The following is an 18,224-nucleotide window of genomic DNA, read 5'->3' on the forward strand; positions in this document are numbered from 1 at the left end:
AAACTTTGCAATGCTTTATCAATTTGGCTTTTACAGTTCCGTTTTACTTATTTCGTTTACGCAAGGGATCATTTACAGCTTACTCTTACTTGCAAAAGCCGTTAAAACCGAAAACAAGTCAAATTATTGGTTGAGTTTTTTTATTTTCCTCTGTAGCCTGTATATTGCGCCTTGGATGCTTGGTTTTGCCGGTTGGTATGACAATCAACCCTACCGGGACATTTTATTTTACACCCCTTTTCAACACCTTTTATTTATAGGGCCTATCATCTTTTTTTACACGCAAAGCCTGTTAAATCCATCTTTCAAATTTTCAAAAAAAGAAGCTCTTCATTTACTTCCTGGATTTTTTTACCTTATCTACATTGTTGCCATTTGGATTTATGATAAGTTCATTTTAGGCGAAAATTATTTCTATGAAAACGGAATGGACAAGGATTTTGACCAATGGTATCAAAAGCTGGGTTTACTTTCTATGATTCTTTATTTTATTTTGAGTATCCGATATTATAATGTATACAAAAAACTAATGTTTCAAGTAGTTAGTTATGCCGATTCTATTTTATTTAAATGGATAAAAACCTATCTGATGGCTTTTTTAGCGATGCTTCTTCTTCCTGTTTTTTTTGACATTTTAGGATTCTTTTATCCCGAAATAAAATCGTATCAAGGTAGCTGGTGGTTTTTTCTGTTCTTTTCGATAGTTATGTATTACATTGCAATTACAGGATATTCCAATCCTATAAGTACTACAATTCCTTTTAAGATGTCGTTTTTTGATAAAAATCCGATTCTTTTATTGAATGAAAACAATACAAATGAATCAGAAACCATAATTGATATTCAGCACGAAACTTTTGAAGAAAAAAAATCGCCCGAAATTGAACTTTGGAAATCAAAAATTACAACCTTAATTCAAACTGAAAAATTGTATAAAAATCCGGAATTGACGCTTACCGATTTGGCAAAAAAATTAGAAACAAATGCTTCTGTGATTTCTAAAACTATCAATCAAGGTTTTCAAATGAATTTTAACGATTGCATCAATAATTACCGAATTGAAGCCGTAAAAAATAGTTTTACAAATGGCGAACAAAAAAAATCTACCTTATTAGGAATTGCTTTTGATAATGGATTCAATTCAAAAGCTACTTTCAACCGCTCTTTCAAGAAAAATACTGGAAAAACTCCGAAAGAATTCATCGAAACGCTATAACTTATTTATTTACAACACTTATTAGATTTCAAATATTAGTCTCAAATCATAATTTGAAGCGATTGGCTATGATTTATAGCGCAATTTTGCCCTGTTATTAATCATTAAAACAAGAAACATGACAAAATTAATTATCGCAATTGTATTGACATTAACTTCAACTTTTGCAAATGCACAACTGAAAGGTTCGGGAAAAATTAGTACTAAAAATTACGATTACAAAAACTTCGACAAAGTGAATTTTGAAGATCTAGATGGAAAAATAGAAGTCGAAATTGGTAAACCTTGGAGTGTTTTGGTAACTATTGATGACAACCTAGAAAGTCTTTTAAATTTCTCGAAAAACGTTTCAGAAAATGAATTAAAAATTCAATTTAAAGGAAACAAAAACAATCAAATGTACGTTGAAGACACCAACTTAAAAATCAAAATTACGATGCCTGAAGCTATTGTAATTAGCAATACCGGCAATAGTGATTTAATTGTAAAAAATATTTTTGGACACTATTTCAGATTAGAAAACACAGGAAATGGTGAAAGTAAAATTAGCGGAACAATTGATGTTTTAGATATTGTTAAAGCTGGAAATGGTGATGTAGATGCTTCAAAGCTGAACGCTAAAAAAGCAGATCTAAAAAGCACCGGAAACGGAAATTTAATTACAAATGTTTCCGATGAAGTAACAGCAAAATTAACCGGAAATGGAGATATCATTAACAAAGGAAGAGCCAAATTTGATTCCAATTCAAAAAAATCAGGGAACGGCGATTTACTTCTTAATCAATAATAAACTCAATTACAAATTCAAATCTAAAAAATATGAAACTACTCACTAGAATTACAAAACCCATTTTGTTACCCAATTGGTCACAAGATGTATTTATTACTATTCCACGAATTGTTTGTGGCTACTTGTTAGCCTTTAATTTTGGGGCAGATAAATTTGGAATGCCTTGGTCACCAATTGATGCGAATTTGGGATTATTCGAAGTCGCTTTTTGGTTTCCAAACGATGTGGCGAATTATGGTGGAATTTTTGCTATTGCTCCCGTTTTCTTTGCTTGGATGGGCGCATTTGCAGAAGCCATTGGCGGATTATTTTTATTATTCGGATTTCAAACTCGAATTGCTTCTTTTCTTATTATTGGCACCATGTTGGTTGCTATTTTTATGCAACAAATACAAAATGGTTTATGGAATTGTCTTGCGGCAATGGGATTTCTTTGGGTTGCAATTTTCTATTTAATTCTAGGATCAGGAAGATTTGGAATTGATTATCTACTAACTAAACACACAGTATAATTATGAAAACCATAGTATCAACAATCGCATTATTATTTACTTTATTAGTAACAAGTTGCGTTCAGAAATCGTATAAAAAAACCATTGTTTTTACTTTGGATGCATCCGAAATAAAAAATAGTAAAAAAGTGGGAATTAGAGGAAACGATAAACCTTTATCTTGGGATTATGACACTAAAATGAAAGAGATTAAAAAAGACAGTCTTTATGAAACAGCCGTAACTTTTGAAACTGGATATAAATTTACCGAAGTAAAATTTGTTGTAAATGACACTTTTGAATTTAAAGATAAAAAAAACAGAAGAGTAGTATTTTCTGAAAAAGACACCACTTTTTACAATGCAAAATATAATATAAGGTAAAATACAATTTTTTAAAATACCTGAAAATTAATTCCAATTCAACTGTCAAACTTTTACCCTATATTTGCAGATTAAATGCGAAAGCATTAGTAAAATTGACAGATACAGAAGATGAAGCATATTAGAAATTTTTGCATTATTGCACATATTGACCACGGAAAAAGTACGCTTGCTGATAGACTTCTTGGCGCCACACAAACCGTTACTGCTCGTGAAGAAAAAGCGCAATTGCTTGACAACATGGACTTGGAGCGCGAACGTGGAATTACGATTAAGAGTCACGCGATTCAGATGGAATACACGTATAAAGGACAAGAATACATCCTGAATTTGATTGACACACCAGGACACGTGGATTTTTCGTATGAGGTTTCTCGTTCGATTGCGGCTTGTGAAGGCGCGCTTTTGATTGTAGATGCCGCACAAAGTATCCAGGCACAAACGATTTCGAATTTATATTTGGCTTTGGAGAATGACTTGGAAATTATTCCAGTTTTGAATAAAGTGGATTTACCAAGTGCAAATCCTGAAGAAGTGAGCGATGATATCGTAGACTTATTAGGTTGCAAACTGGAAGATATTATTCATGCTTCGGGTAAAACTGGTTTGGGTGTTGAAAATATTTTGGCAGCAATTATTGAAAGAATTCCTCCTCCATCAGGAAATGTTGACGAGCCATTACAAGCTTTGATTTTTGACTCGCATTACAATCCGTTTCGTGGTATCGAAGTTATTTTTCGTGTAAAAAACGGACAGATTAAAAAAGGCCAGAAGATTAAATTCATGGCTACTGGAAACGAATATTTTGCGGACGAGATTGGTACTTTGAAACTAAACCAAGTTCCGAAACAAGTAATTTCAGCAGGTGATGTTGGGTATTTAATTTCTGGAATTAAAGAAGCGAAAGAAGTAAAAGTTGGTGATACGTTGACGGATGCAAAAACGCCAACAACGAATATAATTAAAGGTTTTGAAGATGTGAAACCAATGGTTTTTGCTGGAATTTATCCTGTAGATACTGAAGATTATGAAGAGTTGAGAAACTCTATGGAAAAATTGCAGTTGAATGATGCTTCGTTGGTGTTTTTACCGGAAAGTTCAGCCGCTTTGGGATTTGGTTTCCGTTGCGGATTCTTGGGAATGTTGCACATGGAAATTATTCAAGAGCGTCTGGAGAGAGAGTTTAACATGACTGTTATTACTACCGTTCCCAACGTTTCATATCTAGCTTACACTAAAAAAGATCCTACAACACCACTTATAGTAAACAATCCTTCGGACTTACCGGAGCCTTCTCGTTTAGACCATGTTGAAGAGCCTTTTATTAAAGCAACTATTATTACCAAATCTGATTATGTTGGAAATGTAATGAGTTTGTGTATCGAAAAACGTGGATTGATTACCAATCAAACATATTTGACTACGGAACGCGTAGAGTTGACTTTTGATATGCCATTGGCAGAGATTGTATTTGATTTTTACGACCGTTTGAAAACAGTTTCTAAAGGATATGCTTCCTTTGATTATACCCCAATTGGAATGCGAACTTCTAATTTGGTTAAAGTGGACATTTTATTGAACGCAACGATTGTGGATGCTTTGTCGTCCTTGATGCATGCCGATAATGCGTATTCTATTGGTAAAAAAATGTGTGAAAAACTGAAAGAATTAATCCCACGCCAACAATTTGACATTCCTGTTCAAGCCGCAATCGGTGTTAAAGTAATTTCGCGTGAAACGATAAAAGCGTTGCGTAAAGACGTTACCGCCAAATGTTATGGTGGAGATATTTCCCGTAAACGTAAATTATTGGAAAAGCAGAAAAAAGGTAAAAAACGTATGAGATTGGTTGGAAATGTTGAAATTCCACAAGAAGCGTTTATGGCTGTGTTGAAGTTGAATGATTAAAAATTATTTTAAATTATAAATTTTAAATGAACCCTGACGATGTAAAAATTGTCAGGGTTTTTTGTTTTTATTTATCCTTCAACCATTCAAACAATCGTTTTGCATCTTCAAATTTAAACAATTGGGTTCCTTCATTCATCGTTGCTGCTGAACCGCAGGCAACTCCCCAACGGATGACTTCTTTCAGGCTTTTATTTTGCGAAAGTGCCCAAACCATTCCGCCCACCATGCTGTCTCCAGCACCTACTGTACTTTTTTTGGAAACATTGGGAGCTGGGACAAATTCATAAGAGTCTTTTGTCACCAAAACTGCACCTTGCGGACCAAGGGAAACAACTACAATTTCGGCGCCGCCTTTAGCAATGATTTGCTTTGCAGCTTGGTTTACTTCTTCCAGTTCCAATCGCTCCACACCTATTAATTTTGCCAGTTCTCCAACATTGGGTTTGATCATATAAACACCAATTTCTAATGCTTTTTTTAATGATTCACCTGAAGTGTCCACAATTAATTTAGCATTTGATTTTTTTGCGATTTCAGCGATTTTTTGATAAAAATCAACTGATAAACCTTCATTCAAACTACCACTGGCTACTAGGAATTTTAGTTTAAAATTAGCTATGGTTTCTAATATTCTATTACTTTCTTCTTCTGAAATTTTTCCGCCCGTAAATCCAAATCGATATTGTGAATTAGTGTTATCATCAACAGCGACAAAACTTTCTCTTGTCCAAGTTTGGACTTCAATTGCTTTAAATTCAACCGATTCTTTAGCCACCAATTCCTCAAGCATTTTACCCATTGGTCCACCAGAAGTAAATGCAGCTAAAGACGTTCCGCCTAAACGAGAGATTGCCTTAGAAACATTGATCCCTCCTCCTCCCGCATCATAACGAGGCTCATCACATCGTATTTTTTGTTCCGGGACTAAGCCTTTAAAATGAGTGCTTTTATCTAAAGCAGGATTAACTGTAAGGGTAACTATATCAAATGACTTCATTTTTCACTAATTTAATACTCTAAAGGTCGGATAAAATTGATACAATTTGATACAAATCAAGGCGAATATTTCTTTGTATATTTGCAACCTCAAAACAATGAAAACAATGATCGAAGATAAAACCCCACAACGCACAAGTATTGCTCAATTAGGAGAATTTGGATTGATAGACCATTTGACAAAAAACTTTGAAATCAATCAACCTTCTACTTTAAAGGGAATTGGGGATGATGCTGCCGTTTTGGATTTCAAAGACAAAAAAGTAGTCGTTTCAACAGATTTGTTGATTGAAGGTGTACATTTTGATTTAGCTTATATGCCACTAAAACATTTAGGCTATAAAGCTGTCGTGGTCAATGTTTCTGACATTTGCGCCATGAATGCCAAGCCAACACAAATAACGGTTTCCATTGCCGTATCTAATCGTTTTCCTTTGGAAGCATTAGATGAATTATTTGCAGGTATTACACATGCAGCACGTGAATATAATGTAGATGTTATAGGTGGTGATACCACTTCGTCTCAAAAAGGATTAATCATTAGTATAACTGCCATAGGCGAAGCTGATGAAGAGGAAATCGTTTATAGAAATGGTGCAAAACAAACTGATTTACTAGTTGTTACTGGAGATATCGGAGCTGCTTATATGGGATTGCAAGTTTTAGAAAGAGAAAAGCAAGTCTTTCAGGTCAATCCAAATTCGCAACCAGATTTAGATGCTTATACGTATTTGATAGAACGTCAATTGAAGCCAGAAGCCAGAAAAGATGTCCGTACTTTATTGCACGCTTTAGAAATAAAACCAACTTCAATGATTGATATTTCAGATGGATTGTCATCGGAAATTATGCATTTGTGCAAACAGTCTAAAGTGGGTTGTAATTTATACGAAGACAAATTACCAATCGACCCTCAATTTATCAATGTTTGTGAAGAATTCAACATCGACAGTACAACCGTTGCGATAAACGGAGGAGAAGATTACGAATTGCTTTTCACCATTGCCATGGAAGACTTTGAAAAAATAAAAGGCAATCCAAATTTCACTATTATTGGCCACATGACACAAGAAAGCGAAGGTATTCATTTAGTTACTCGTGCCAACACAAGAATTGCTTTGAAAGCTCGTGGTTGGGATGCTTTGAGTGAATAAAAACACCCATTAAACCAAACAAAAAACGACACTTATGAAAGTGTCGTTTTTTGTTTGAAATTCATTTAATAGCTAAAAAAGCAATCCTTGATTTTTTGCCTCACGAATTAAATCAATATCGCTTCCATCTACAATTTTTAATAATTCTTTTAGGTTTAACTTTCTTCTTTCTATTGCGCCCAACGATATCGGAATGTATTGCGGAATCTCATTCAGCTTAGTACCTTTTGACAAATGAAATAAAATTTGTTTATCAAATTGATCAATTTCTATCGTATCTTTTTCCGCCAAGTCTAACATTTTTTGAACGGATTGACTGTAATAGATTTGATTATTTATGACTTTATCAAAAGCGAAAAGTAATTCATCGAATGTCAGATCATTTTTTATTACTAATCCATTTGGGTTTATAGTACTTATAATAGTTTTTATTTTCAGCAATTCTGTATACATAGTCAGCAAAATGATTTTGCAAGTAGGCATGATTTCATTAATCAATTTAGCCAAATCCTCTCCAGAATAAATACCTTTTTCTTCGTAAGGCGGCATACTAATATCTAAAAAAGCGATGTCAAAAGCTAAAGTATCAGGATTTGTAATCAAATCATATGCTGATTTACAATCTTTAGCTTGACTAATAAAAAACTGAAAATCCTTAGGATTATATCTTGTAATTGCATTTTTATACCCTTCAATAATAAAAGGGTGATCATCAACTATTAATATATTATTTTGAATCATTGTCTTTTCAGTTGAGGCAATTGTCATTTCTATGTAAGTATTAGTTTCTGTTCTATTGGAACCGTAATTGTAATTGTTGTTCCTTCTCCTTTATTTGATTTTATATCGACAGTTCCATTACACTCATTCGTTCGAGATTGAATGTTTTGTATACCAATACCTCTTTTTGCTTTATTTACATTAAACCCAACTCCATCATCATTTATTGACAAGAATAAATCATCCCCATTTTTCTTGAGTTCTACTTTAATTGTATTTGCGTTAGCATACTTATTAATGTTTTGAAGTGACTCCTGAATAATTCGGTATAAGTTTATTTTAATAGCATTACTCAATAACTCCCACTTTATAGCCGGATCAATTATCGTTACTAATTTCGGCTTAAATGTTTTTTTCTGATCTTCAAATAAATTATTTACAATCGCAACGAAGTTATTAATTAATTCCGATTTCTCCCTATTCAAATCATGTGAAATTTCCCGAATATCCTGTTCAATATTTTTTAATTCCGCCAAATAACTATTTCTTTGATTAACAGCCATTTCATCATTGAATCTATTCAACCCATCTAAGTTCATTCGTACGCCAAACATTCTTCCTAACACGCCGTCATGTAATTCTTGCGCAACTCTTTTTTTCTCTACAATTCTATTCGTCTCAATGGTACTTTGTTGTGAAATCATTAAGTTATAAATTTCTTCATTAACCTTTTGCTGCTCTTGTTTGAATAACAATTCTCTGTTTTTAGTTTTTTGAGCTTTAATGATATACAAAAATAAACCCAACATCGTAATTATACTAAAACCAAATAATAAATTCCTGTTTTTAGTTTCCAGATCTGTGTTCTCTCCTTTTATTTGATCCGTTTCATATTCTATACGAGAGAATTTATCTCCAATTTTTCGCTCAGCTTTTTGTAGCTTTTCGTTGACACGAATGTATTCTTTTGTGTAAGCAGATGCCTTTTCAGGCTCTATAACAGCCAATTGTTTTAATGCCACTAAAATGTCTCTAGAAATATTGGTGCTTCTAGCAAGTAATAATGCTTCTTTAGAATATTGCAATGCTTTAATTGAATCTTTTTTTGAAGCGAAATATTCGGACAAATGGATTTTATTAACAAATATTCCTGAAGTCAATTGAAGACTATCTCTCAACTTTAGTGATTGATAAAATAATTCGGGCAGTCTATCTGAATCTTTCAATTTAAATTTTGAATAGGCTAAATTGTCCAACAGCATTGCATAAACATATGGTTTTTGTATTTTAAGATTTTTTTGTTCCAAACCTTTTCCAAAATAATTTTTTGCTTGCAAATATTTTTGCGAATTGAGATACAGAAATCCAATGTTATTATACGTTGTAGCTTTAGACTGAAATTCCTTGGGTATCATTTCATCTTCACTAATTACTAATGCTTTATTATGGTAATTAATTGCATTTTCATATTCACCAAGCTCGCCATATATTATTCCCAAAAGGTTGTATGCATCGTATAAAATATTATTTATCTGCTTTTCTCCTTTTATTATACGCAATACATTGAAAACTGATTTTTCAGAACTTAAAAAATCCCCTGCCTTATATTGCAAGTTTGCTTTATTGATTAGTGTTTTTCCTAAATTAAAATTATCCCCCAGCTTAATATACATTTTTTCTGCTTTATAATAAAATAAGAAAGCACTATCCAAAACTGCTTGTGACTCATAATAATCTCCTAAATAAGTATATGCCTTTGTTATATTTAAAGTATCCTTAGCACTTTCAGACTTTTCTAAAACAAGATGCACTGTTTTATTAAAATCTTTCCAATCGTTTATATTATAATACCGGTTGGCAACTTTGAAAAAATTTACTCTATTAAGAGAATCATTCTCCTGATTTATGACTATGTCAAAAGCTTTTCTACTAAATAATTGTCTTTTTTCTCTTGCCAAGCTAAAATCATTTGCCAATGAAAAATAAGTAGAAAGACTGTCCTCTGATGAAGTAACAGGAGTATTTCCTATATTTTTTTTTGTACAACCAAAACAAAGAAAAATCAGAAACAATAACAGAGGTATGTAGTATTTATTTTTCAATAGTCGCTAATGATTTTTACCAAAAATAGTAAAATAAAACTATTGACATAAAAAAAGGCTACCAAATAATTGATAGCCTAAATATTACTTAGAAAAATATTAAAGTATTAGTCCACTTTTACATTTCCTCCTGTTGCTGTACCTCCAATAATATCAACTTTTACATTTCCTCCTGTTGCTGTACCGCCAATGATATCCACTTTTACATTTCCTCCTGTTGCTGTACCACCAATAATATCCACTTTTACATTTCCTCCTGTTGCAGTTCCACCTATAATATTAACATTAGTATCAGATTTCACAGTGTTTTTAGTTTCTGGTGTAGTGAATGATGTTAAGATCATTACTAAAGAGAATAAACCGATTGTTAAGATTGCTTTTTTCATAATTTGGGGATTTTATATGTTTATATTTTTTTACTTTTTTACTTCCCTTTGCAGGAATTTCTTTAGTAAAACTACATAAGCATTCTTAAAATTTCCTACAAAAAAAGGTGTTTATGGTAGAACACAGCCGTTTGAGAGTGAATGATACTCAAATTATGGTAAATAACTATTTTTTAGATTTCCAAGTAATTTCCGTTAGAAAAATCGGAAATAATAAGGTCTACATTTGCCTTATACGATTTGGAGAAAGGAAGCTTTGTAGTAGTATTTTTAATGTAACATACCGTATTCCCTGTATGAATTCTAGAAATGTAATTTCGGTTTACGATATAACTGTTGTGAATTCTGATAAAAGGAAAAGATAAAATCCCTTCAAAGTGCTTCAATGTTTTGAAAGCAGTTATCATTTCACCATTATTTAAGTGTATATCAGTAGAATTATTATCCGCTTGGAAATAGCAAATATCTTTAGCATCAATATACCTGTAATCACCATATGATTTTATACATAGAATAAGAGGCTGCTCCTGATTTGTCGTTTCTTGTCTAACTGAAACTATAGGTTTTTCATCAACAGCTGGTGATTGTTTCGAAAGGACTTCTTCTGTGGTATTCGATTTGTTCAATTTTAAAATTGATTTTACAATATCGATACGTGCTAATGGTTTTAATAAATAATCTGCTACTTCATATTGAATAGCTTCAAAAGCCAAATCTTTCTTTGTGGTTGTAACAATAATCTTCGGAATTACTTTCAGATATCGATACAACTCATTAATGAGTATTAACGATAAATTACTTTCTTTATTAGTAGGGTCAATTTCAAGAAAAACTAATTGAGGAGTGTGTTCTAAAATAAGATTTAACCCATCCGTGTAATTATTTGCTGATGCCACAAAAGTAAGCTCCGAAAAACTATCAGCAATGGCTTTCGTTTTCGAAACACTTTCTTGATCATCGTCAATAACAATGTACGAGTAATTCATCAATGGCTATTCCTAAAATTGTTAGGCGTAACATCAGATTTCCAAAGTAAAATGCACTTCAAATTATTAAGTAATACTGGTAGTTTTGGGAAACTAATTAAACAAAAGCATAAAATATTGCATAAAAACCCTTGTTTAACAGTCTAAAAATAAGCATTTAACCATTTTTTCATAGATGTTGTTAATATGTTTTTAACAAATGTTGATACATTAAGATGAAGCGCAAATAAATCCGACAAAGAGCATAAATTCTTGTTGCAAAACAAATTAATAACTATTTTCTTTCTAATTAATTGTACATTAAAAAAATTACTAATCCTATGCAAAATAAAAAAGCTCTCCGTTTAGGAAAGCTTTTCTTATATAAACAAAAAAATAATTACATTTTCATCAACCAATTTTTCATCGAAACTTCATTCTCAATAATCGATTTCAAATCTGTGATTTTTACACGGTCTTGTTTCATTGTATCTCTATGACGAATCGTTACGGTTTGATCCTCGATAGTTTGATGATCTACTGTAATACAAAACGGAGTTCCTAATGCATCCTGTCTTCTATAACGTCTTCCTACAGCATCTTTTTCATCATAAGCCACATTGAAATCCCATTTCAAATCTTCAATTATTTTATGCGCAATTTCAGGCAATCCGTCTTTTTTAACCAATGGTAAAACTGCCGCTTTTGTAGGCGCTAAAACTGCTGGCAATTTTAGAACTGTTCTTGTGGAACCATCTTCTAATGTTTCTTCCTTTAATGAAGTTGCAAAAACAGCCAAGAACATTCTATCTAATCCTACTGAAGTTTCCACTACATAAGGAACATAGTTTTGATTTAATTCAGCATCAAAATATTGTAATTTTCTACCTGAAAACTGTTCGTGTGCTTTCAAATCAAAATCGGTACGAGAGTGAATCCCTTCTAATTCTTTAAATCCAAAAGGAAAGTTAAACTCAATATCGGCTGCTGCATTGGCATAATGCGCTAATTTTTCGTGATCATGAAAACGGTAATTTTCTTTTCCTAAACCTAGGGACAAATGCCAGTTTAGTCTTGCCGTTTTCCAATGTTCGTACCATTTCATTTCATCGCCTGGACGTACAAAAAATTGCATTTCCATTTGTTCAAACTCACGCATACGGAAAATAAATTGTCTAGCAACGATTTCATTTCTAAATGCTTTTCCAGTTTGTGCAATTCCAAAAGGAACTTTCATTCTTCCTGATTTTTGCACGTTCAAAAAATTGACAAAAATACCTTGAGCGGTTTCTGGACGTAAATACAAATCCATTGCCGTATCAGCGGAAGCTCCTAATTTTGTTCCAAACATCAAGTTGAATTGACGCACTTCGGTCCAATTTCTTGAACCTGATTCCGGACAAGCAATTTCCAATTCTTCAATTAAAGCTTTTACATCTTCTAAATCTTCGTTACCAAGCGAACGCGCCATTCTTTCCAGAATTTCTCTTTCTTTGGCTTTGTATTCAACAACTCTAGCATTTGTCGTAACAAATTCCTGTTCCTTGAAAGCATCACCAAAACGAGCACGTGCTTTTTCGATTTCTTTGATTGCTTTTTGATTTAGCTTTTCGGCATAATCTTCAATCAAAACATCGGCTCTATATCTTCTTTTCGAATCTTTGTTATCAATTAATGGATCATTGAAAGCATCCACGTGACCTGATGCTTTCCAAGTGGTCGGGTGCATCAATATCGCTGCGTCAAGACCAACAATATTATCGTTCATTTGAACCATTGCTTTCCACCAATATTCGCGTATGTTCTTTTTTAACTCTACTCCGTTTTGTGCATAATCATAGACTGCACTTAAACCATCGTATATTTCGCTTGACGGAAAAATAAATCCGTATTCCTTTGCGTGCGAAATTACATTCTTAAATAAATCTTCTTGTTTTGCCATAATAGTGCAAAAATATAAAAAGTGAACTTAAAAAAAAGAAAATTGTTAAAGATTGAAGCATTGATTTGTCTATTTTTATAAATAAATCCTTGATTACATGTTTGAAAGCATTATAAATCTCTTTTTTCCAAAAGTCTGTTCCGGTTGCAGCTCCTTTTTAGTAGTAAATGAAAATGTGATTTGTACCGTTTGCAGACACGATATTCCGTTGACTAATCATCATTTGAATCCAGAGAATGATGCCTTCAAAAAGTTTTATGGGCGAATTCCCGTAATTCACACTTCGGCATTATTTTATTTTCATAAAAAGGGAATTGTTCAAGAACTCATTCATAATTTAAAATATAAAGGACACGAAGAAATAGGAACAATCCTTGGCGAATGGTATGCCGAAGATTTAAAAACAATCGATTTATTACAATCTGTAGATGAAATTATTCCAGTTCCGTTGCACCGAAGAAAATTAAAAGAAAGAGGATACAATCAAGTAACTGCTTTTGGAGAAGCGCTTTCTTCCTGTTTAAATTTAAATTATAATGATTCGCTTTTGATTCGGAATGTGTATTCAAAAACGCAATCCAAGAAAAATTTATTGGGAAGAACGGAAGGAATCGAAACTGTTTTTGATGTTTCCTTTACCGAAAAAGACCATCATAAACATTATCTTTTAATTGATGATGTTATCACAACCGGAGCCACACTTGAAGCTTGTTCGCATGCTTTATTGAAAATTCCCGGCGCTAAAATTAGTGTCATTTGTATGGCAATGGCACAATCGTAATGTAGAAATTTAGGTTCTAAAACTTGTATTTAAAACAGAACGGCAATTTAAAGCACAGTCATTTTTAGCCCTGATTACTTCACCTAACTTTCATTCTCACAGGAGTTCAATGAACTGCGTTTGCAACGGAAATCCTTTTTATGTGCCTTTTCGGTGAATAAAAAGATTACTTCACTATACTTCTATTTTAATCGGTGTTCAGTGAATTTCATTTGTAGCGGAAAGCAGGAAATAGCTCCTGAAAATAAGTCTGTTACAATTCCAAAGAGCACACTATCAATTAATTTAATGAAATTATAACGAAATAGAATTTCCGATTCCAAAGTTAAATGTATAAATTTGAATAAAAATATTTATAAATCATTAAACAATCATATTATGGCTTTTGAATTACCACAATTACCTTATGCGTATGACGCATTAGAACCTTATATTGATGCGCGTACGATGGAAATTCATCATACAAAACATCACAACGCTTACATTACTAACGTGAATGCTGCTATTGCAGGGACGGATATGGAAGGCAAGACGATTGAAAATATTTTGATTAATCTTGATATGAAAAACATGCCAGTTCGTAACAACGGTGGTGGTTTTTACAATCATAATTTATATTGGACTGTTATGACACCAAACGGTGGCGGACTTCCAACTGGTGATTTATTGGTTGCAATCGAAGCTGCTTTTGGAACTTTTGAAGAATTTAAAGCAAAATTCTCTAAAGCGGGTGTTACACAGTTTGGTTCAGGATGGGCTTGGCTTTGTGTACATAAAGGTGGAAAAGTGGATGTTTGTGGAACTCCAAACCAAGACAATCCATTAATGCCGGGTGTAGGTTGTGGTGGAACTCCAATTTTAGGAATGGATGTTTGGGAACATGCTTACTATTTACATTACCAAAACAGAAGACCTGATTATATCGAAGCTTTTTTCAATGTAATTAACTGGACTGAAGTTTCAAGAAGATATGCTTTAGACAAATAGTCAGAAAGAGAAAAACAATAGATTTTTAGACGATAGACGGATAGGCTTTTTTAAAGTTTATTCGTCTATTTTTTTATTCATTATTTAAAAAATCCTTGACTTTATTCCAATAAAAAAGGTGGAATTTCTTCCACCCTTTTTGCCCCAAATCTACCATAAACTTAACCTACTAATGTTATGGTGATTCAAATTTATACTAGTTCTTGGTTGTCACCAAATAAATTAGATGAACAACATATAAAACCGATTAATAACTAAATTACACCTATTACTAGTATGCTCTAGCATCTTTTCCTTCATAAAAGTTCATGAATGCACGATTCACTACTCGATTCCCTCCAGGTGTAGGGTAATCTCCAGTGAAGTACCAATCCCCTAAGTTTTTAGGACAAGCAATATGTAAATCTTCTACGGTTTGAAATATTATTTTGACTTCAGCATTGATTTCAGGAGAGCTTAACATTTCGGCAATTTTGTTTGAAACTTCTTGCGGTTGAAAAGGCTCATAGATTGCCGTTACATAATTTACAACTTCACTGTCAATGTAGTTTTCCTGTGCTTTACATTTCAAATATACTTCATCTACAATGTGATATAAGTTTCTTTCTTTTAGTAATTCCAAAGCTGCTTTAAATGCTACTAAACCTTCCAGTTTAGCCATATCAATTCCGTAACAATCTGGATATCTAATTTGTGGTGCTGATGAAACGATTACAATTCGTTTTGGATTCAAACGATCCATCATTTTGATAATACTCATTTTTAACGTAGTTCCACGTACGATACTATCATCAATAATTACCAAATTATCTGTTGGTTTGATAACACCATAAGTAACATCATAAACGTGAGCTACCAAGTCATCACGACTACTGTCCTCTGTAATAAATGTTCTTAATTTCGCGTCTTTAATCGCTACTTTCTCTGTACGGATTTTTACCGAAAGTAATTCTTGTAAAGAATCCTTAGTTAAGGTATTTCTATTTTCAAGAATGTAATTATTCTTTCTTTGATTTAGAAAATCCTGAGCCGCTTCAACTAATCCATAAAAAGAAGTTTCGGCAGTATTTGGAATATAAGAAAAAACGGTATTATCCGTATCTTCGTCAATGGCTTCCAAAACGGCAGGCAAAATCAATTTTCCTAAATTTTTTCTTTCCTGATAGATTTCAGCATCACTTCCTCTTGAAAAATAAATACGTTCAAAAGAACATGCTTTTTTAACTGTTGGAGGAAGAATTTCCTGCATAGAAACCGTTCCATTCTTCTTAATTATTAATGCACTCCCTGGGTCTATTTCTTGTACTTTTTCGAAAGGCACATTGAAAACGGTTTGTATAACCGGTCTTTCAGAAGCAACAACAACTACTTCGTCATCTTGATAAAAATAAGCGGGACGTATCCCTGCAGGATCTCTAAATACAAATGAATCTCCGTGCCCTAAAAGTCCTGCCATTGCATAACCTCCATCTAAATTTTTAGAAGAACGTCTCAAAATTTTAGCAATATCTAATCGTTCTGCAATAACTGGTGAAGCTTCTCTTTTAGACAAACCCTCTTCTTTACAATCTTGATACAATTGCATCACTTCTTTGTCTAAAAAATGTCCGATTTTTTCCATAACAGTAACCGTATCTGCCATTTCCTTTGGATGCTGACCAAGTTCTACTAAGTTTTGAAAAAGTTCTTTTACATTGGTCATATTGAAATTTCCAGCCAATATCAGATTTCTATGCATCCAATTGCTTTGGCGTAAAAATGGATGTACGCTTTCGATACTATTTTTCCCAAAAGTTCCGTAACGTACATGTCCCAAAAACAACTCTCCTATATAAGGAATATTAGCTTTTAGTTGTGGCACATCATCCGCATATTCCGGATGCGCCACCATTTCTTCATTTATTCTTTCATTTATTTGTTTAAATACATCCTGAATAGGTTGCGCATGGTTTGATCGCACGCGGCTTATATATCGCTCGCCAGGTTCAACATCCATTTTAATACTTGCAAAACCAGCTCCATCCTGCCCGCGATTGTGTTGCTTTTCCATAAGGAGATACATTTTTTGTATTCCGTAGAAAGCAGTTCCGTATTTTTCTTTGTAAAATTCAAGCGGTTTAAGTAGTCTAACTAAGGCTATTCCACATTCGTGTTGTAAAGCGTCGCTCATTGTGTTGTTGTTTGTTGTTGTGTTTGTTATTTAGAAAGAATTTTACAATTTATTGTTTATTAGAAACAAGCTAAATCGTTTCATTTTTAAATTCTAATCTTTTAAATCCTTTGGGCTCAATGAATCTATATTATTTTCAATCATATAAACCCCTCGTTTTTATAATTTACTTAATGATGCTACAAAGTTGTGCTTATTTTAGTTGTTTTACATTGAACTAGTTCAAGAACACATTGTTTTGCATAATGTCATTAACCAAATTTATTGAACAAAAAAACCCCGTTTCCGAGGTTTGAAATATTATAATTCTATATCAAATTGTGTCAATGATTTGAATTGTTTCAATCTTGACAGCACCTCTTCTTTATCTAAACCAATCATTCTTTCTGTTCCAAATTTCTCTACACAAAATGAAGCTAAATTAGAACCATAGATAATAGCATTTTTCATATTTTCGAATGAAATATTCTCACTTTGCGTAATAAATCCTGCAAATCCACCTGCAAAAGTGTCTCCAGCTCCTGTTGGATCAAAAACTTCTTCTAAAGGTAATGCCGGAGCAAAGAAAACTTCTTTGTTATGAAACAATAAAGCTCCGTGTTCTCCTTTTTTAATCACCACGTATTTTGGCCCCATGGTATGAATTTTTGCAGCAGCTTTCACTAAAGAATATTCTCCCGAAAGTTGTCTTGCTTCTTCATCATTAATGGTAATTACATCTACACGTTTAATCACATCCAATAATTCCGGTAAAGCACAGTCCATCCAAAAATTCATAGTATCTAAAACTACCAATTTAGGTTGTGTTTCCATTTGGTCTAAAACACTGCTTTGTACTAATGGATGCAAGTTTCCTAACATCACTACATCCGAATTTTTGAAATTTTGAGGAACCTTTGGCTGAAAATCTGCCAAAACGTTTAATTGAGTATCTAAAGTATCTCTTGAATTTAAATCATTATGGTAACGACCGCTCCAAAAGAAAGTTTTTCCGCCTTTTACAACTTCAATACCAGAAATATCTATGTTTCTTGCGGTTAATAAATCTAAATATTCTTGTGGAAAATCATCGCCAACTACAGAAACTATTGCCGATTGTAAATTGAAATAAGATGCTGATAATCCTATATATGTTGCTGCGCCGCCTAAGATTTTATCTGTTTTTGCAAAAGGAGTTTCAATTGCGTCGAAAGCTACAGTTCCAACAATCAATAATTTATTCATTTTATG

The 18,224-nt window shown here is 32.8% G+C and carries 16 protein-coding genes; 8 read left to right on the forward strand and 8 right to left on the reverse strand.

The genetic code is table 11. The features are described from left to right. Positions 1-10: 10 nt before the first annotated feature. The 5 genes from ACM55H_RS00300 to lepA all read left to right on the forward strand — a co-directional run bounded on the left by ACM55H_RS00300 (position 11) and on the right by lepA (position 4,788). Positions 11-1,216 carry a helix-turn-helix domain-containing protein gene (locus tag ACM55H_RS00300; RefSeq protein WP_416834601.1) on the forward strand — a complete coding sequence of 402 codons (1,206 nt, stop codon included), beginning with the start codon at positions 11-13 and terminating at the stop codon, positions 1,214-1,216. A gap of 118 nt (positions 1,217-1,334) precedes the next feature. Further along, positions 1,335-2,003, forward strand: a complete 669-nt coding sequence (locus ACM55H_RS00305; protein ID WP_416834602.1) for a GIN domain-containing protein — start codon at positions 1,335-1,337, stop codon at positions 2,001-2,003. Between the two features lie 32 nt (positions 2,004-2,035). Next, entirely contained in the window at positions 2,036-2,518 is a 483-nt protein-coding gene (locus tag ACM55H_RS00310) for a DoxX family protein (RefSeq protein WP_416834603.1), read from the forward strand. A gap of 2 nt (positions 2,519-2,520) precedes the next feature. Continuing rightward, positions 2,521-2,880: a hypothetical protein gene (locus ACM55H_RS00315; protein WP_416834604.1), complete on the forward strand. Its 360-nt coding sequence runs from the start codon at positions 2,521-2,523 to the stop codon at positions 2,878-2,880. A 111-nt stretch (positions 2,881-2,991) separates the two neighbouring features. After that, positions 2,992-4,788, forward strand: coding sequence for a translation elongation factor 4 (lepA, locus tag ACM55H_RS00320; protein ID WP_416834605.1), 1,797 nt, complete (start codon positions 2,992-2,994; stop codon positions 4,786-4,788). A gap of 67 nt (positions 4,789-4,855) precedes the next feature. On the opposite strand, the gene ACM55H_RS00325 is transcribed toward lepA, so the two are convergent. Then, entirely contained in the window at positions 4,856-5,788 is a 933-nt protein-coding gene (locus ACM55H_RS00325) for a 1-phosphofructokinase family hexose kinase (RefSeq protein ID WP_416834606.1), read from the reverse strand. 106 nt (positions 5,789-5,894) lie between these two features. Between ACM55H_RS00325 and thiL the strand changes: the two genes are divergently transcribed. Beyond that, a complete protein-coding gene (thiL, locus tag ACM55H_RS00330) occupies positions 5,895-6,941 on the forward strand; it encodes a thiamine-phosphate kinase (RefSeq protein ID WP_416835086.1) in 1,047 nt (348 codons plus the stop codon). 72 nt (positions 6,942-7,013) lie between these two features. Here thiL and ACM55H_RS00335 read toward each other — a convergent pair whose 3' ends face one another. The 5 genes from ACM55H_RS00335 to ACM55H_RS00355 all read right to left on the reverse strand — a co-directional run bounded on the left by ACM55H_RS00335 (position 7,014) and on the right by ACM55H_RS00355 (position 13,056). Further along, positions 7,014-7,709: a response regulator gene (locus tag ACM55H_RS00335; protein WP_416834607.1), complete on the reverse strand. Its 696-nt coding sequence runs from the start codon at positions 7,707-7,709 to the stop codon at positions 7,014-7,016. A gap of 2 nt (positions 7,710-7,711) precedes the next feature. Further along, positions 7,712-9,763, reverse strand: a complete 2,052-nt coding sequence (locus tag ACM55H_RS00340; RefSeq protein WP_416834608.1) for an ATP-binding protein — start codon at positions 9,761-9,763, stop codon at positions 7,712-7,714. Positions 9,764-9,870: 107 nt separating this feature from the next. Beyond that, the gene (locus tag ACM55H_RS00345; RefSeq protein WP_416834609.1) at positions 9,871-10,149 is read right to left on the reverse strand and encodes a 3-oxoacyl-ACP reductase; all 279 of its coding nucleotides are present in this window, start codon (positions 10,147-10,149) and stop codon (positions 9,871-9,873) included. A 173-nt stretch (positions 10,150-10,322) separates the two neighbouring features. Continuing rightward, positions 10,323-11,135: a LytR/AlgR family response regulator transcription factor gene (locus ACM55H_RS00350; protein WP_416834610.1), complete on the reverse strand. Its 813-nt coding sequence runs from the start codon at positions 11,133-11,135 to the stop codon at positions 10,323-10,325. A 379-nt stretch (positions 11,136-11,514) separates the two neighbouring features. Beyond that, positions 11,515-13,056 carry a glycine--tRNA ligase gene (locus ACM55H_RS00355; RefSeq protein ID WP_416834611.1) on the reverse strand — a complete coding sequence of 514 codons (1,542 nt, stop codon included), beginning with the start codon at positions 13,054-13,056 and terminating at the stop codon, positions 11,515-11,517. Between the two features lie 97 nt (positions 13,057-13,153). Between ACM55H_RS00355 and ACM55H_RS00360 the strand changes: the two genes are divergently transcribed. Together ACM55H_RS00360 and ACM55H_RS00365 are read left to right on the forward strand one after the other, a co-directional pair. Further along, positions 13,154-13,837 carry a ComF family protein gene (locus ACM55H_RS00360; RefSeq protein ID WP_416834612.1) on the forward strand — a complete coding sequence of 228 codons (684 nt, stop codon included), beginning with the start codon at positions 13,154-13,156 and terminating at the stop codon, positions 13,835-13,837. Between the two features lie 378 nt (positions 13,838-14,215). Further along, a complete protein-coding gene (locus ACM55H_RS00365; protein ID WP_416834613.1) occupies positions 14,216-14,824 on the forward strand; it encodes a superoxide dismutase in 609 nt (202 codons plus the stop codon). Positions 14,825-15,095: 271 nt separating this feature from the next. On the opposite strand, the gene ACM55H_RS00370 is transcribed toward ACM55H_RS00365, so the two are convergent. Further along, a complete protein-coding gene (locus tag ACM55H_RS00370; RefSeq protein WP_416834614.1) occupies positions 15,096-16,994 on the reverse strand; it encodes an amidophosphoribosyltransferase in 1,899 nt (632 codons plus the stop codon). Positions 16,995-17,294: 300 nt separating this feature from the next. Then, positions 17,295-18,218, reverse strand: a complete 924-nt coding sequence (locus ACM55H_RS00375) for a PfkB family carbohydrate kinase (protein WP_416834615.1) — start codon at positions 18,216-18,218, stop codon at positions 17,295-17,297. Positions 18,219-18,224: the final 6 nt, after the last annotated feature.

This window comes from Flavobacterium cryoconiti (assembly GCF_048158645.1).
GTDB lineage: Bacteria > Bacteroidota > Bacteroidia > Flavobacteriales > Flavobacteriaceae > Flavobacterium > Flavobacterium cryoconiti.

Excerpts from the sequence above, each read along its gene's own strand:
- ACM55H_RS00315 (WP_416834604.1), top strand. The coding sequence starts at position 2,521 with ATGAAAACCATAGTATCAACAATCGCATTATTATTTACTTTATTAGTA.
- ACM55H_RS00325 (WP_416834606.1), bottom strand. The coding sequence starts at position 5,788 with ATGAAGTCATTTGATATAGTTACCCTTACAGTTAATCCTGCTTTAGAT.
- thiL (WP_416835086.1), top strand. The coding sequence starts at position 5,895 with ATGATCGAAGATAAAACCCCACAACGCACAAGTATTGCTCAATTAGGA.
- ACM55H_RS00335 (WP_416834607.1), bottom strand. The coding sequence starts at position 7,709 with ATGACAATTGCCTCAACTGAAAAGACAATGATTCAAAATAATATATTA.
- ACM55H_RS00305 (WP_416834602.1), top strand. The coding sequence starts at position 1,335 with ATGACAAAATTAATTATCGCAATTGTATTGACATTAACTTCAACTTTT.
- ACM55H_RS00375 (WP_416834615.1), bottom strand. The coding sequence starts at position 18,218 with ATGAATAAATTATTGATTGTTGGAACTGTAGCTTTCGACGCAATTGAA.
- ACM55H_RS00310 (WP_416834603.1), top strand. The coding sequence starts at position 2,036 with ATGAAACTACTCACTAGAATTACAAAACCCATTTTGTTACCCAATTGG.
- ACM55H_RS00345 (WP_416834609.1), bottom strand. The coding sequence starts at position 10,149 with ATGAAAAAAGCAATCTTAACAATCGGTTTATTCTCTTTAGTAATGATC.
- ACM55H_RS00360 (WP_416834612.1), top strand. The coding sequence starts at position 13,154 with ATGTTTGAAAGCATTATAAATCTCTTTTTTCCAAAAGTCTGTTCCGGT.
- ACM55H_RS00355 (WP_416834611.1), bottom strand. The coding sequence starts at position 13,056 with ATGGCAAAACAAGAAGATTTATTTAAGAATGTAATTTCGCACGCAAAG.
- ACM55H_RS00365 (WP_416834613.1), top strand. The coding sequence starts at position 14,216 with ATGGCTTTTGAATTACCACAATTACCTTATGCGTATGACGCATTAGAA.
- ACM55H_RS00350 (WP_416834610.1), bottom strand. The coding sequence starts at position 11,135 with ATGAATTACTCGTACATTGTTATTGACGATGATCAAGAAAGTGTTTCG.
- ACM55H_RS00370 (WP_416834614.1), bottom strand. The coding sequence starts at position 16,994 with ATGAGCGACGCTTTACAACACGAATGTGGAATAGCCTTAGTTAGACTA.
- lepA (WP_416834605.1), top strand. The coding sequence starts at position 2,992 with ATGAAGCATATTAGAAATTTTTGCATTATTGCACATATTGACCACGGA.
- ACM55H_RS00300 (WP_416834601.1), top strand. The coding sequence starts at position 11 with ATGCTTTATCAATTTGGCTTTTACAGTTCCGTTTTACTTATTTCGTTT.